General features: G+C 32.7%; 14 protein-coding genes. 9 read left to right on the top strand and 5 right to left on the bottom strand.

The window, feature by feature from the left end:
• Positions 1–15: 15 nt before the first annotated feature.
• The 4 genes from IRZ83_RS17170 to IRZ83_RS17185 form a co-directional block, all read right to left on the bottom strand.
• On the bottom strand, positions 16–924 hold the full coding sequence (locus IRZ83_RS17170) for a helix-turn-helix domain-containing protein (RefSeq protein WP_194570467.1): 909 nt from the start codon (positions 922–924) through the stop codon (positions 16–18).
• Between the two features lie 63 nt (positions 925–987).
• On the bottom strand, positions 988–2,517 hold the full coding sequence (locus IRZ83_RS17175) for a SulP family inorganic anion transporter (protein WP_194570468.1): 1,530 nt from the start codon (positions 2,515–2,517) through the stop codon (positions 988–990).
• 301 nt (positions 2,518–2,818) lie between these two features.
• Positions 2,819–3,031, bottom strand: a complete 213-nt coding sequence (locus IRZ83_RS17180) for a hypothetical protein (protein WP_029273322.1) — start codon at positions 3,029–3,031, stop codon at positions 2,819–2,821.
• Between the two features lie 27 nt (positions 3,032–3,058).
• Complete coding sequence (locus IRZ83_RS17185) at positions 3,059–4,048, bottom strand: hypothetical protein (protein WP_194570469.1); 990 nt, start codon at positions 4,046–4,048, stop codon at positions 3,059–3,061.
• A 257-nt stretch (positions 4,049–4,305) separates the two neighbouring features.
• Between IRZ83_RS17185 and IRZ83_RS17190 the strand changes: the two genes are divergently transcribed.
• The 5 genes from IRZ83_RS17190 to IRZ83_RS17210 all read left to right on the top strand — a co-directional run bounded on the left by IRZ83_RS17190 (position 4,306) and on the right by IRZ83_RS17210 (position 9,319).
• On the top strand, positions 4,306–5,220 hold the full coding sequence (locus IRZ83_RS17190; RefSeq protein WP_317174577.1) for a sensor histidine kinase: 915 nt from the start codon (positions 4,306–4,308) through the stop codon (positions 5,218–5,220).
• A complete protein-coding gene (locus IRZ83_RS17195) occupies positions 5,193–5,906 on the top strand; it encodes a LytR/AlgR family response regulator transcription factor (RefSeq protein ID WP_194570470.1) in 714 nt (237 codons plus the stop codon). Before IRZ83_RS17190 ends, IRZ83_RS17195 begins: the two co-directional genes overlap by 28 nt.
• A 249-nt stretch (positions 5,907–6,155) precedes the next feature.
• Complete coding sequence (locus IRZ83_RS17200; protein WP_194570471.1) at positions 6,156–7,943, top strand: DUF6119 family protein; 1,788 nt, start codon at positions 6,156–6,158, stop codon at positions 7,941–7,943.
• 44 nt (positions 7,944–7,987) lie between these two features.
• Positions 7,988–8,260, top strand: coding sequence for a SinR family protein (locus IRZ83_RS17205; RefSeq protein WP_194570472.1), 273 nt, complete (start codon positions 7,988–7,990; stop codon positions 8,258–8,260).
• 591 nt (positions 8,261–8,851) lie between these two features.
• The gene (locus IRZ83_RS17210) at positions 8,852–9,319 is read left to right on the top strand and encodes a hypothetical protein (protein ID WP_029273315.1); all 468 of its coding nucleotides are present in this window, start codon (positions 8,852–8,854) and stop codon (positions 9,317–9,319) included.
• 1 nt (position 9,320) lies between these two features.
• On the opposite strand, the gene IRZ83_RS17215 is transcribed toward IRZ83_RS17210, so the two are convergent.
• Positions 9,321–9,929 (bottom strand): YkgJ family cysteine cluster protein, encoded by a 609-nt coding sequence (locus IRZ83_RS17215; RefSeq protein WP_194570473.1) that lies wholly within the window; start codon positions 9,927–9,929, stop codon positions 9,321–9,323.
• Between the two features lie 352 nt (positions 9,930–10,281).
• Between IRZ83_RS17215 and IRZ83_RS17220 the strand changes: the two genes are divergently transcribed.
• From IRZ83_RS17220 to IRZ83_RS17235, 4 genes are all read left to right on the top strand, one after another.
• Positions 10,282–11,511: a TMEM143 family protein gene (locus IRZ83_RS17220; RefSeq protein ID WP_194570474.1), complete on the top strand. Its 1,230-nt coding sequence runs from the start codon at positions 10,282–10,284 to the stop codon at positions 11,509–11,511.
• A 143-nt stretch (positions 11,512–11,654) separates the two neighbouring features.
• A complete protein-coding gene (locus IRZ83_RS17225; RefSeq protein ID WP_194570475.1) occupies positions 11,655–12,356 on the top strand; it encodes a hypothetical protein in 702 nt (233 codons plus the stop codon).
• A 114-nt stretch (positions 12,357–12,470) separates the two neighbouring features.
• Positions 12,471–12,935, top strand: coding sequence for a DUF962 domain-containing protein (locus tag IRZ83_RS17230; RefSeq protein WP_194570476.1), 465 nt, complete (start codon positions 12,471–12,473; stop codon positions 12,933–12,935).
• Positions 12,936–13,114: 179 nt separating this feature from the next.
• Positions 13,115–13,861: a hypothetical protein gene (locus tag IRZ83_RS17235; RefSeq protein WP_157495108.1), complete on the top strand. Its 747-nt coding sequence runs from the start codon at positions 13,115–13,117 to the stop codon at positions 13,859–13,861.
• Positions 13,862–13,866: the final 5 nt, after the last annotated feature.

The following is a 13,866-nucleotide window of genomic DNA, read 5'->3' on the forward strand; positions in this document are numbered from 1 at the left end:
AAGAAGCTGCAAAAATCAAACAATTTCGGCCACACGGTAGTTTTTAGGCGAAACATGAGCGTTTTTCTTAAAGAAATTGATAAAATGAGACAATTCTTCAAAGCCTAAACACCATGCAATTTCATTAATATTCCAATTGGTCTGTTTTAGAAGAATCATCGCTTCCTGCACAATTCTCTCCGAAATAATCTGCGAAGTGGTTTTTCCTGTGGTTTCTTTTAATGCTTTATTCAAATGATTTACATGTACATTTAACTGGTTTGCAAATTCTGAAGGCGAGCGAAAATTAATTTGCTGCGAAATCGACTCAATTGGAAACTGACGTTCTAATAATTCTAAAAATAAAGACGAAATTCGAATTGTAGCATTCGATTTACTGTATAATGAAGTAGTTACAGTTTGTGTTTTGAGGGCGAGATGAATAATTTCGAAAACAAGATTTCGAAGTACATCATATTTAAAAGCGTAATCTGAATTGATTTCATCAAACATTTTTAAATAAACTGTTTTTAAAGATTCGGCTAGTTCCGCTGAAATCGGAACAATCGGATTACCGCCGGGCTGAAACAAAGGATATTCTTTTAAATTACCAAACTGACTAAAAAAAGCATCGGTAAAAATGCAGAAAAATCCAGTTTGATTCTCATCTAACTGTTCCCAATTGTACGGAATTTGTGGATTTGCAAAAAACAATGCCTGATCATCAAAAGCAACGACTTTATCTGCGTAGTGTACTTTATTTTTACCAATGATCAAACTTATTTTATAAAAGTCCTTTCGAGTATAAGGAAATGGTTTACAGATACTTCCAACAAAATCATCCAATTTAAAAACATTAAAATGTCCGATTTCTTTTCTAAGATTCTCGGGCATTCCGTTTACTTTTATCGTGTAAAAATCTTCGAGGGTTTCTGTGAGTTTCATTTAGCAAAGTTACGAAAATCAAACTAATTAGAGAATGTGTCAATTTGATAATTAACTCATTATTTAAGAAACCACTTTATAAGTAGGATCTTCAATTACATTGACATTAATAACGGCTTCAGCATTTTTAAGTAACTGTCTGCAGTCTTCGCTTAAATGCTGTAATTCTATTGTTTTATTTTGTTGACTGTATTTTTTAGTCAAATTGTTTAAAGCTTCAATTGCAGACATATCTGAAACACGGCTTTCTTTAAAATCAATAATCACATGATTAGGATCGTTTTGAACATCAAACTTTTCCATAAAATTAGCAACTGAACCAAAAAATAAAGGTCCGTAAATCTCATAATGCTTCACTCCTGCTTCATCAATAAAGTTTCTGGCTCGGATTCTTTTAGCACTTTCCCAGGCAAAAACCAGAGCAGAGATTATTACCCCAATCAAAACCGCTAAAGCCAGATTATGCAGAACAATCGTAATCAGTGCGACTAAAATTCCAACAAAAATATCGTGTTTTGGCATTTTATTGATGATCCTGAAACTTGCCCATTCAAAAGTAGTTATAGCAACCATCATCATCACACCCACTAAAGCTGCCATTGGCAGTTTTCCAATTACAGGCGCGCCAAAAAGTATAATTAGTAAAATAGTCAAAGATGCAATTATTCCCGAAAGGCGTGCGCGCGAACCAGCTCCAAGATTTACTAAAGTTTGTGCAATCATAGGACAGCCACCCATTCCGTAGAAAAAACCATTTAAAATATTCGAGCTTCCCTGCGCAATACATTCCCTGTTGGTATTTCCTCTTGTTCCGGTTATTTCGTCAACTAAATTCAGCGTCAGCAAACCTTCTGTCAAACCTACAGCTGCGACAATTACCGAATACGGAAATATAATTTTAAAAGTATCAAAAGAAATTGGAATATTCGGAATATGAAACGGAGGAAATCCGCCTTGAACGGAAGCAATATCTTCGACTGTTTTGGTTTCGATATTAAAGATAATAACAAGCGCAAAAACTACCATTATAGCCACTAAAGAAGCCGGAACCGTTTTTGTAATCTTCGGAAAAATTAAAACAATCGCCACTGTCAGCGCAACCAAACCCAGCATAATATATAAAGGAGTTCCCTGAAGCCAAGAAACTTGACCGTTTACAATAGTTTTAAACTGCTCTAACTGCGACATAAAAATGACAACGGCAAGACCATTTACAAAACCAAACATAACGGGCTGTGGCACTAGCCGAATAAATTTTCCGAGTTTAAAAAGTCCGATACAGATTTGCACAACACCTCCGAGTGCGACGGCAGCAAAAACATATTCGATTCCGTGCGACTTCATCAGTGCGATTAAAACAATAACCGTTGCTCCCGCTCCGCCAGAAATCATTCCGGGTCTTCCTCCAAAAATTGCTGTAACCAAACCTGCAATAAAAGCGGCATATAAACCTACCAAAGGCGGAAATCCAGCCAAAATAGCAAACGACAACGATTCAGGAATCATCGTCATAGCGACCGTTAAACCGGCGAGAATTTCATTTTTATAATTAACTTTTTGAGTAAAGTCGAAGAGTTGGAAAGCTTTTTTCATAAGAGCACAAATGTAGAAAATAATGCCCAAAAAGAGAACTGCTCTTTCCGTATTGAAAAAGTTCTAACAAAATAGTACAGCAGTTTTCTAGCTCAACTGTTCTAAAAGAAAAACGAAAACCGAAAGGATGAAACTTGTCATTTTATTAATTTTAATTTTTGAAGAAATTATCGTACAAAACTAGATATAAATTAAAATATAAAGCTGCGTATTTATACCTATTTTAAAGAGAAATAAACAAAAAAATAATCTCTTGATTCTACCTCTTCTTCATATTCTATACTCTAAAATCTAAAATCATTTATTCCAGCCGAGTACAGGTATAGCCCAGACAATGTACATAATCAATAATATCATCATATTGAGGTTCAACACCTTCTACACGCAGTATTTTATCGCAGTCTTCCAGATCAAAATTAATTTTATAATCGGGAAACTGCATTTGAATAACAGCTATTACATAATTTTTATCTGATTCTTTCTGAACGTTTGTTTTAAAAACCTCAACAACCATAGTTATTTATTTTTTTAAGTTCCTGAATTATTTTCGCTGAAAAAGATTATATGATATTCCTACTCTAAAATAACCTTGTGCATCTTCTTTATGATCGTAAACATAGCGGCTGGTACGCTCTCCTTTTTCGGTAATGCGTGTACTTAACACATTATTGACACCACCTTTTACAAATGCAATTATTTTTGGCGTAAAGCAATATTCGTAGGTAATACCGGATTTTAATTCCAGTTGATTTAGCTCATAAACGCCATTTAAGTTTGAGGTATTTAAATTTAAGTAAAAACTTTCAGAATTCAATTCGGTTCCCAAGGAAATTCTTCCGTTTTCTAATAATTCTCTTCTAAACAAAAGGCGCTGAGGCAAAATAAAGTCCATATCCCATTTCGAATCCTTAAATTTATGATTCAAAGTAAACAGCGGTGTAACCGGCACAATCGACGAAGGATCGAGCATAGCCAAAGCACCAATCGTAATGGTTGTACTTGGGGTTCGTTTCAGCACTATAACTGCAGATACAAATCCTTTTAAGCGCTGCAAATTATCTTCGTTTCCGTCAACAGTTGCTGTGGCGTTGTAAATAACCGGTTTTTTAAAAAGTGACGAAACATACGTTGCGCTTACAGCTCCCGTCCAATAATGAATATCTTCTGTGTTTCTGGTATACGTCTGCGTTGTATTGTAATTGTAAATAGATCCAAAACTATAGCTCTCGTATTTATAACGAAGTGAAGCTGTTAACACAAATCGTTTTGATTTTGAGGCATAAAACGGCAAATTAAAAGCGGCTTTAAAGCGGTTGTGGCTTTCAATTCGGCCTTTTTCAAAATTATTTCCAAACAGATCAGAATCGTAATTTGTTGGCCCCAGTTGCTCGTACTGCACATCCAGTGTTCGTGTTGTAGGGAATTTGTCTACAATTGCTTTGCCCAAGGTTTTCATTGGCACTTCTTTTTCCTGAGCCATTGTTTTTAAAGACGCGCAAACAACTAAAACACAAATGATTTTTGCTCTCATAAACTGGTTTAAAAATTAAAAATTGTTTTGGAAACTTGAGGCAAATGTAACGGCGAAGTCCTTATTATAATAACCTTTTTATACAAATGGCGTATCATTTATACGAATGGCGTTTGTATAATTTATACTTCATAAATGTTTATAAACTATACTATTATAGTATTTTTGCCGTTATGAAGATTCTTAAAATTTATCAGAACTTTTTCCTGAGAAACCTCATCGTACATACATTCATAATTGTCATAATTTTGGCTTGTGTGTACGACGAAATACGATTAGACGGCCACGACTGGCCTTATCTGCTTCATAAAATTGCGGTTGGTTATTTGCCTTGTATTATCTGGATTACAATCTTCAATCTTTTTATAATCAAACCTTTTCTGTTCAAAAAAAAGCTTAAGTTATTTTTTGTGCTCTTTGCTCTTTATTGGACTTCTTTTTACTTTTTCATGAATTGGTTCTTCCCACATGTTGGTTTAGGAAATTTAAAAACCTTGCAGATATTATCGCTGATTATCAACGGAATGTTTTTCTATTTTATTCATATTGTCATCACTAAAAAAATTACCGATACGGATAAGGATATCATGAATTTCAAGTCAGAACTTTCGTTTTTAAAACAGCAGCTGAATCCGCATTTTTTATTGAATGCGATGAATAATTTATATGGAGAAGCTTTGGCGGAACCGGATAAAGTGCCAGACCGAATCCTGAATCTTTCAGACATGCTGCGCTACCAGATTGAAGCAACCAAAAAAGATTATGTTTTGGTTGAAGAAGAAATTGCTTTCGTAAAAAAATACATTGAATATTACAGTTTTAGAAATGAACGATTAGAGGTTACCCAAAACTTTGAAGGTGCTTTTGATGAAATCGAAATTCCGCCTTTGTTCTTTTTGCCTTTAGTAGAAAATGCAGTTAAATTTTCTGCCGAAACTACCGAACCATTTATTGTATTGGACTTAAAAGTAAAATGCCGAAATTTGACCTTTACTTTAAAAAACAATTATTTGGATTCAGGATCAAGGCTTTCGAGTACGGGAATTGGAATCGAAAACCTAAAAAGACGTTTAGAGGTTTACGGTTTAAAACATGATTTGAGCTGTAAAAAAGAAAAAAACACCTTTGTTGTAAAATTAAGCATATGGCACTTACCTACCGCTGTCTTATAATCGACGATGAGTCGCCGGCGCACAAAGCGCTTGCTTCGCACATCTCAAAATTTGACGAACTGGAACATTCCGGGAGCGCGTTTAATGGTATGGAAGCCATAAAAATGCTGAACGCCAACCCATATGATATTATTTTTCTAGACATTAATATGCCTGTAATTTCGGGTGTTGAATTAATGGAATTACAGCCCAACCGACCGCTTACGATTGTTACCACGGCTTATTCTGATTTTGCACTTTCTGCGTACCAAAACGATGCAATTGATTATTTGCTGAAACCCATTTCGCCCGAAAAATTTGCCAAAGCAATCGAAAAAGCCAAAACCTATTTTTCTGGAAACAGCCTGAAAAAAGAAAATAATACCAATGCAAAAGTGCTTTCGTACCGGACAAACGGACAAATGGCCGATATGCCGCTTCATGATATTATTTATATCGAAAGTCTGGGCAACTACATGAAATTGTACAGCAAAAAACTAAAATCGCCTGCCATTATTTACGGCTCGCTCGCCAGCATAAGCGACGAAATCGACTGCAACGATTTTGTGCAAGTACACCGCTCCTACATTGTAAACACCCGCGAAATTAGAGCAACAACTTTTAAATCGCTTTCGATGTCGAACGGAGAAACAATTCCGGTTGGGAGGAAATATCAGATTTTGTTGGATAATTTGATAATTAGGTAATTTGTCAATTAGATAATTGGATAATTTTTAGAAGCTCAACTTTTTTGGTGGGCTTTTTTGTTTTTGGAGGATTTTTAAAACGGGTATTTGTACTTGGTGGTTGGAGGTTATTTTGTGGTATAATTGTTTGGAAATAAATATTTTAATGGATTATGGATTTCCGTAAAGTAATTGATTATTAAACTTTAATCTTTACTTAAAATTATATAAAAAAATAAAACCTTTTTGTAGAAACTTAAAACTAACTATATGTCCGAAAAAATTCAAAATAACTTTTATTTACTTAAAGAAACCAAAAAAGAATTTAAAAAATTAAAAATTGTAGAGGAAAAAATCGATTTTACCTACCTTAAAAAATTATTTAGAGAAAAACAATTTAAAGAACAAACTATTCTTTCAAATTTAAGCAAAGAGTATGAAATAAAGCTATACTATAAAAAAACTACAACTCCAATAAAATGGAAAGATTTTATAAAAACAATAGTAAATCCTAATCAAGAAATTCTTAAATCTTCCTATTCAACATCTGAAAGTTATATAATAATATTTTACAATAGTAAAACGAAAAAATATTTTGCATCAACAGGTGGATATGCTCATGTAGTAGTGCAAGAAATTGCAACGAATGATTTCGGATTAGAAATTCTTTCGCGGATTTTAAAAGCTGATGATAAAGCTCTGCGATCATCTAAAGAAAGAAACTTAACAGGAGGAATTCAAGGTTCAATTAAATTTTTTCGAAATGACTACAATCTTTATGAAAATGAAAGTTTTGGAAATATCTATAATGAACTAAATGCTTCCATTAATAAAGATCAATTAGTTAAAGTTTTTGGATTTGCAAAACATAATTTAAAACTAGATAGTTTATGTATTGCTAAAAACTCTTTTTCACTAAAAAAATCAATCTCCTTTACAGAATTACTTAATATAATTGAAAAATGTGAAAACCTTATTAAAACCCCTAAAATTGTCGAAATAAATAGTGTTGAGAAAATAAGTAAATCAGATAGTGTACTGCTTTATAATCTTTGGGTAGATCTTAATCAAAAAATTTATGCTAATTATATAAACCCAAATACTTTTTTTAGTGTCGAAATTAGTAATAAAGATTTTGAAAAGTATTATTATGCAAATTCAACTACTGTAAGTATATCGATAAAAAATAAAGTTGAAAAATTATTATTTGAGGAGGGAATTCGCAACATCCAAACCATACTTGATCAAATAAGAATTTTAGATTCTTCACTATCTCTAATAGATTTTGAAAAATGTATTGATAGTGGATATATTGAAACAATAGATGAAAATGGTTCAGTACTTACTCGCGATTCTTTAAAAAACCATTTTTGTACAGAAGTATCTCTTTCTGGTTCCAATAAAAGTTATTTTTTAATTGAAAAGGATTGGTATGAAATAGGAAAAACATTTATAGATAAAATAAATGAACAATCAACACATTTTATTACAAGTAATAAATATAAAGGACCCAAAATGGAAAAGTGGTTAAAAGGCACTGAGAATGAATATAATTCTAAATATTTTAAAATATCAAATTCATTTGTCTTTGATAAGTTTACACCCGAAAATATAGAAGCTTGTGATGTGATGAGATGGGACAATGAGAAAGTTTATTTTTACCATGTTAAAAAAGGATTTAACAATTCCATGCGGGATTTATGCAATCAAATTTTTATTGCTTCACGAAAAATTAAAGAGGATTCAAAAAATGGTTATATTTTTTTAGATCTTCTCTATGAAACAGTTACAAAAAACAAAGGAGTAACAAATTACTCTAAAGATGCTAAAAAATATCTTTTTAAAAACATAACTAAATCTGATTTTAAAAATTTAGTAAAAGACAGAACTTTTGTTTTTGTGTTAGCGGTATTAGATGACAGTGTTGGTTCAATTCGAAAATTGGAAACAGACATAGATAAATTTGAGTCAAATATTGCAAAATTCTCATTAAATGAACTTTGCAAAGGTTTAAGAAATTTAGAAGTTGAATTTCAAATATTGCAGTTAGAAAGATAAATTTTCAATTGAGTTAAAAATAAAAACCTTAATATTTATTAATTATGAAAAAAACTTATTTAATAGGCTATGACTTAAATAAATCTGGTCAGGATTATAAAACTTTAATCGAAGAAATTAAAAAATTAGGATTATGGTGGCATTGTCTAGACAGCACTTGGATAATAAAATCAGAATCAAACGCAACTGATATTAGAAACTACTTAAAAAAATTTATTGATACAAATGATAAATTATTAGTCGTTCGTCTAAGTGGAGAATCTGCTTGGGTAGGATTTTCTGATGACTGTTCAAAGTGGTTAAAAGAAAATCTATGATTATTTTCAAAAAAAGAGACTTTTAACAAAGTCTCTTTTTTTATAATTGTTAAAAAATTTACCAGATTTCATAAATATATACGTTAATAATAGCAAGAATTTTTCAATCTCTGCCGACAAGTAAATCATTTTTGAATAAGAATTAAAAAATCATTCAACAGTTTCGTGCACGAATTCTAAATCTGCGCTATCGTTGTCAATATTTCCAATAAAAAATAAACTCACTAACAAAAACACGTATAAATACGTGGCGCCACATCCCAAATAAGTATTATACTTGCTATTAATAAGAACATATAATCATGGTTTTTCTGTAGGTAGAAATCTTGAATGGTATTATTAATTTTTTGGGGCATAAAAAGAGATTTATAATCGGTAACGATTTAAATCTCTTTTTTATTTTTAGTCTGTTTTGCTGGTCTCACTCCATAAAATAGCGTCATAAAGCACTGCAAATACCTGCGTCCAATGTTTTATGCTAAATCTTTAGCAAGCGTAAATCTTTTCTTCCAAAAAAAAATCGGCACCAAACTAATTTTTCTTACATAAATAATTATATTAGCATGCCACAAATCGTTAAAATATTACAAAATGAGCTTTTTTAAATTTCTATTCAGAAAATCAGAAGTAGAATGCCCCAGATGTCTCGGAAAAACATTTGTTGATTGGGACGACATAAGACGCTTAAACAAACTCCTAAAATGGACTCCAGCCCCCTGCGCCTACTGTTACGGCACTGGAAAAGTCCCGAAAGAAATGCTTTCTCAGGTTCCCGTAGACTACACTTACCTCACGATAGATTTGCCAGAATCTGAAATGGAAAGAATCAAAGAAGGCAACGAAGAAACGCTCGAAAAAGGAAGAATGCGAGAACTTTTCTTCGACAATCTTATAAAATTTGCCGAACAGCATTACCTAAACAGCAGAATGGATGCAGAGTGTATCGCCGATTTATATTTAAGCACAGAAAATGAATCCGCGCAATTTTCAGTCGAAAGAAAAAACCTGATTCAATATTTTGAGAGAGTAATTAAATTAAAAAAGTCAGAGCTGAATTAATTTAAGCAATATTTTCTAATCCGCCCGGAAATGGCCTGTAAGCGTAATAATGCAGGACTTCTTCAATCGCTATTTTTAATGCTTGATTTATTGGGAGCAAAGTCCTTCCCATTCTAAGATCAATTTGAGCCAATTGCATATAATAATCGGTAAAAATTGGCACGTGTATTCCGTTGTTAATCACTATTTCGGCTGTTGTAAAATTTTCCTGCTGTTCTTCTTTTATGATTTTGCAGGTCGCCAATCGCAGTTTTCCGAATTTGTCTGTGGTTGCACCATAACCAAACAAACGGCAGATTAAGCCACGATACTTGTAATTACTGCAATTCCCTTTATGATGTTCTAAAACCGAAAGCGGACGGTACAAAAAGCAATTTTTAGTCGAAACTTTTGTTAATTCTTCTAAAGTTTCTTCGGCTTTTCCATTCAAAAACAAATGAAACGCCCAAGGCAAAAATTCTAAAGGCGATGCGTCGATATTGGGTGTCGAACAGCATTTGCCACAACCTGCATTGCAAAACAAATGTGTATTAGATTTGAAAACATTAATTTCAATTTCAAGGCGATCAAATAACGCTTCAACTTGCCGAACCTTGTCTTCTATCGCCATTTGTTTTTTTGTAAGGTAGGCTAATAGAAATGGCTCAAGCTGCGTTATGGTTTTTATTGTGAAGAGTTTAGGTTTAAATTTCAAGTTTCAAGTTTCAAGTTTCAGGTTTCAGGTTTCAAGTTTCAAGTTTCAGGTTTCAGGTTTCAGGTTTCAGGTTTCAAGTTTCAGGTTTCAAGTTTCAGGTTTCAGGTTTCAGGTTTCAGGTTTCAGGTTTCAGGTTTCAGGTTTCAGGTTTCAGGTTTCAGGTTATAAAAAACCTTTGTTCCTATGAACCTCTGAACCTTTGAACCTTTAAAGAAAAATCCTTTGTATATTTGAGCCTCAATAGCACAAATCCTCAGAACCTACAAATATGACACGAGAACATTATATTCCCTTCAACAAGGAATTCTTACTCGAACAACAAATTAACGCTTTCGCCGAAGACCAGCAAAAAGTCGATGATTTTAAAAAATTGTTTGATATTATCGAACATTATTTTCATTATGAAGCTTTTAACCTGAACCGAAATCTAAAACAGCATTATGCTTTGTTCGATCCGGATTTGAGTACAAAAGAGCGAAAAGGATTTATTGACAAAAGTGATTTTACGGTTTTTAAAGAAACGCTGCTGACGGTTTTAGAACAGGGAAATTATACTCGTATTGATCAGGAAACTTTAAATATTGCTTTTAAAGAATCAGATTTGATTGGGCTAAATCTTTCGATCGATTTTAACGCTTTTAAAGATTATGAAATGTATGTTCGCGGACACCATACATCGACAGAAAAAGTAACTAAATATTTCTTTTGGAAGAAAAAAGTACAGATAGAATATTACGATCGCGTTATGATTTATCTGCATTACAACGACACTCATTTTCTAAAAGAAAAGAAAGTTAAATTAGGAAAAATGCCCATTGAACCCGGATCTGTAGTTTTAAAAATCTTTAAACGTGTTCCTAAAAATGATCTCGAAACGATTTTTCCAAATGCAATTCCGAGAATGTCTACTACAGACAAACTGCTTTTGTGGGTTCCTGGAATTTTTGGTGGAGTTTCATTATTGAGTACAAAAGTAATTCCGGCTTTGATCAGCATGTACGACGCATACCAATCTGGCGAAACCATTGATTTATTAAACAGTAAAACTTCGCTGAATCAGGGTTTAATTGCACTCGGAATTTTGTCGCTGTATTTGTTTCGTCAGTACAACAATTTCGTAAACAAGAAAATCAAATATTCTAAAATACTTTCGGACAGTCTTTATTTTAAGAATCTCGGAAACAACAGCGGTGCTTTTTATTCTTTGCTAAATTCTTCTGAAGAAGAAGTACTGAAGGAAACTATTTTAGCCTATACTTTTTTATACAAAAGCGAAAAACCTTTAACCGCCGTTGAGCTCGACGATCAAATTGAATCTTGGTTTTCAACTAAACTAAATACCGATCTTGATTTTGATGTAAAAGATGCTTTGCAGAAACTAAAAAATATTGGCCTCGGAATAGAAACCAATGGAAAATGGGAAGTTATTCCGCTAAATCAGGCGCTTATTACCATTGATGAATTGTGGGATAGCGTTTTTGCATACAACCAAAAGTAACATTTTGATTTACAAGTCTTAAAGCTTTTATAATATTTAGAATTTCTTCAAATTCTATACGTATTTTTGTACAAAACAGTTTGAATTTTCAAATTCATTAAATTAGAGTACAAACAAGTAAGATAACTTTAAAAGACCCCAAAATGAAACTTACAACTTTTTTAAGCGAACAAGGTTACGACATAATTGACGGACCTATCAGAAACCATAAACCACTGCAGTTATGGCTAAAAAAACCATTTGACGACGCACAGCTTTATTACGCGCATATCGAACACGCGTTTAAAAGCAATGTTGTTTTAACCGAAATTGAAAATCCGGCATTAAGCGTAAACTCTAATAAAACAGATGAGTACGGATTTAATATCGGGATCACACTTTTAGAGGAAATCCTGAAAACTCTCGGTCTCGGAACATTTGAATTGTCAACGAAAATTAAAACCGGAAAAAAGGTAACGATCAGTTATGACAATTCGATTACCAAAGAATATGCAATAGGCAATCTGGAAGATTTTATGTATGGCGCTGATTTTCTGCATCCAAATCCGTCGCTTCTCAAAAATGCAAACCGAAATTATATTCTGCTTATCACCGGAACTGTATTTGCAAAAAATCTGATTGTCGATATTGAAACTGATTTTACTTTAGACAATAATTTAGTAGCCAGTTTAAACGAAGTGGCGAGCGGTAAACTTGATTTTACAATAAGCAATCAGAACAAACTGAATATGGTTTCGAGTGCCGAAATTCATTTTCCGATAGCCGTAAAAGCAAGCCGAATCGATTACGACAAAAGCCGATTTAAAAAATTGATATTAGTTACGGATACTAATAATATTTTTTAATGTTTTATAAAAAAATGCGCAAAAGAATTAAAAAGACTTTGCGCATTTTTTTATTGCTTAATCAAACTAAAAGAAATTTCATTAGATTTACTTCACTAACTTAAAACCAAAAAAATGAGAACATTAGACCAATGGTTTGCAGAATATGCTGTAAGTCATCAAAACCCAACAAACAAAGCAATACATTATATTTGTGTGCCTGCAATTTACTTTTCTATTGTGGGATTATTAATGAGTATTCCGAGTGGTGTTATTGCCAATACTTTAAAACTGAATGCGCCAATTATTGAAAACTGGGCTGTTTTTGTTTTAATTTTTGTACTTATTTTCTACATCAGATTATCGATTTCTATGGCAATTAAAATTGCTGTTTTATCTGCACTTTGCCTGATTGCAAATTATTACATCGGACAAGTTGTGCCTTTGTGGATTTTTTCGATTGGTGTGTTTGTAATCGCCTGGATCGGACAATTTTACGGACATAATATTGAAGGCAAAAAACCTTCTTTCTTAAAAGATCTTCAGTTTTTAATGATTGGTCCGGCTTGGGTTGTAGAGAATTTATTTTCTAGGAAATAATGGCCTGCAGATTTGTACTTAATTTTCTTAGTCGCTCTTAATCTTTTCATTGTAACGAATAAGTGAACAAGCCAAATCGTTATTCCTAGAAATGACAAAAACAAACCTCTTAATTTTTACAATTCAAATACTTACAGAATATTCTCGTAACTTTATCTTTCAACAATCAAAAATAGGTTATGAAAATAAACAACACGGAGATTAAAATTGAAAGTGATGACATTTTTACCTACAGACGAATCAGGCGTGCAATTGGGTATTTAGGCATCAGCCTGCCGATACTTTTGGTTGGACTTTCCTTCATTTCTTTTTTCCACACCCAGATTCAGCCTTCTATAAGTCATTACTATTATACTAATTTAAGGGAGATTTTCACCGGAACTTTATGCGCTGTGGGACTGTTTCTAATATGCTATAAAGGACATAAAAATAAATCAATCTGGAAAAACGATAATTTACTCACCAATATTGCCGGAATTATGGCAATTTGCGTGGCACTGATTCCAACAAATCCTGAAGATTTTTTACAAAAAATATACACTATTATTCCGTTAACAGAAAAATGGCTTGGCTGGCTTCATTATGGTTTTGCGGCCATTTTATTTTTGATTTTGGCTTTGCTGGCGATTAATGTTTTTACCATTGGTCAGGAAAACGAAACCAGAGCGCCTAAAAGCATTTTAAACGAAAACAATATTTATCGCGCTTGCGGTTATTCGATTTTAGTTTCTGTCATTCTTGTTCCTGTTGCAGATCAATTAAAACTGTTTTCCTACTCAACTTTAGTTTTTGAGGCAATTGCTCTTTTTGCTTTCGGAATTGCCTGGCTGATAAAAGGACGTGCTTTAGGCGATCAAGGAAAAATTGGCCAAAAACTCTATCAGGAAAATAATCCGGTTGATACTGAAAAAGTATTTGAAGAATAAAAGAC

Origin of the sequence: Flavobacterium sp. JLP, assembly GCF_015350755.1 — a bacterium.
Taxonomy (GTDB): domain Bacteria; phylum Bacteroidota; class Bacteroidia; order Flavobacteriales; family Flavobacteriaceae; genus Flavobacterium.